The sequence below is a fragment of the Actinomadura sp. 7K534 genome (genome assembly GCF_004348575.1).
In the GTDB taxonomy this organism is placed as follows: domain Bacteria; phylum Actinomycetota; class Actinomycetes; order Streptosporangiales; family Streptosporangiaceae; genus Spirillospora; species Spirillospora livida.
This window is the reverse complement of the sequence record NZ_SMKB01000459.1, coordinates 1-1,793: the sequence shown is the minus strand read 5'-3', so window position 1 is coordinate 1,793 and position 1,793 is coordinate 1. Positions and strand designations below refer to the sequence as shown.

Annotated in this window: 1 protein-coding gene; it reads right to left on the bottom strand. The window is 73.3% G+C overall.

What is annotated here, in order from left to right; translation table 11 throughout:
- Positions 1-1,249: hypothetical protein (locus tag E1266_RS37075; protein WP_207946159.1), on the bottom strand; the 1,249-nt coding region annotated here is incomplete at its 3' end.
- Positions 1,250-1,793: the final 544 nt, after the last annotated feature.

The following is a 1,793-nucleotide window of genomic DNA, read 5'->3' as shown; positions in this document are numbered from 1 at the left end:
GGGCGGGCGGGGCGGTGCCCCCGGGCGGCGAGGAGGCGGGAGGCGTCGTGCCGCCACCGCCGCGCTGGCTCGGGTCGAGGTTGTGGTAGCTCCGGTAGTGCGTGGTGGTGACCGGGGGGTTCTGGGAGTTGTCGGTCTCCGTCCAGCGGGTGTGGACGACCTCCGGAGTGATCCTCGGATCGTTCGGTTCCGGGAAGAAGTCGATCCGCTCGATCGTGACGTCGGGGTTGCGGGTGTGGCGCTGCTCGAGAAGGCTCTCGAACGACTGCCGCCAGGTGTCGGAGGGGAGGAGGCCCGTGCCCGAGTTCCCGCGGTTCGTGGGGCTCCACTGCGGGAAGTAGTTGATCCGCTCTCCCGGCCCCCGCCCCTCGTGCGGGAAGATGTGGCCGCCGTCGAAACGGCCGCCCGGGTACTCGCCGGTGCCCTTGCCGATGTGGCCGACCTTCTTCTGGACGGCGTCGTTGCGCTGCTCCTCGTCCGAGTGGGGCGTGTCGTACTCGGGACGTCCGCTGGCCGTGTCCGTCTGCCCGCGGTCGTCGGTGTGGAAGAGGAACGTCCCGGGCTCGACGCCGTTGTCGCCGAAGTCGCCGGTGCGGGCGGCGTCCGGCGGGTCGAGCGGCGGGTTGGGGTCGGCGGTCTGGAAGCGGTCGTGCGGCTCGACGAGGTAGTGGGTGTCGGGCCGGGGGACGCCCCACTTCTTGACGGTCCTGTTGCTGTCGCCCAGTTCCGGGTTGTAGCCGTGCTCCCGGTCGCCGTACCACGTCCGGACGTGCGTGACCTGCCGGTTCGCGTCCGTCCAGAAGACGCCGTGGAGCTTGCCGTCCGGGCCGCGCACCTCGATCCGCGAGTTCGGCGGGAGGTCCTGCCGGGCCGAGAACGGGCCGTCCGCCCCGACGTCGTAGGTACCCGGCCACCGCACCGGCGTCGCGTCCGGCGGGGGGTCGAACCTCGTGGCGGCGGGCGCCATGCCCTCGTCGCCGCCCGTGTGGGGCTCGCCCGTGAAGATGTGCGGCTCGTCGAACCCGAGCTCGACCTTGTGCGTGACGCCCGGGTCGGGACGGGTCAGGTCGACGTTCTCGTTCGGGTCGACGGCCGGGGCGCCGGGGTCCTCCGGCGTGACGTTGGTGACGTGGGTGACGTTGCCGTCGCCGTCCGTGTAGGCCTCGCTTCGGGGGACCTGGTTCCCCGCGGCATCGGTCTCGTAGACGGTGTACTTGGTGTTCGGCTCAAGCGGCGCCTGGTCGACCACCCGGTCGCCGGGCGCGAGATCGATGTTCTCTTCGCGGGTGTACGACGGCGGTGCCCAGTCGGCTTGCTGGTGAGGCAGCCCGCGCCCGGCCGGCGGATCGGTCCGCGCCTCCGGTTCGCCGTCCCCTGGCGGCGTGTCGTCGCCGGCGCCTTCGTCGGTGCTTCCCCGCCGGAAACGGGGGTCGCCCTCTCCCGGCCGAGGCTCGTCGCCGGAGCGTTGAGGCCCCTCGTCCGTGCGGGGCGGCGCGCTGTCCGCGGGCGGTGCGCCGTCCGCCCGTGGCTGCGTGCCGGCCGGGGCCGGCTGCGTTTCACCCGCCCGGGGCGGTGCCGCGTTGTCTTCGGGCGTCCGCCCCTGGCCGGCGGGTGCACCCTCCGCGGGGCTCTCACCGACCCGGTTCTGTGCCGGCGAGGTGTTCGGGTCGGCCGGTGGCGTGTTCGGGTCGCCTGCCGTGTTGGTGTCGGGTGGCGGTGTGTTGGGGTCGGCTGCCGTGTTGGTGTCGGGTGGCGGTGTGTTGGGGTCGCCTGCCGTGTTGGCGGCGGGTGGG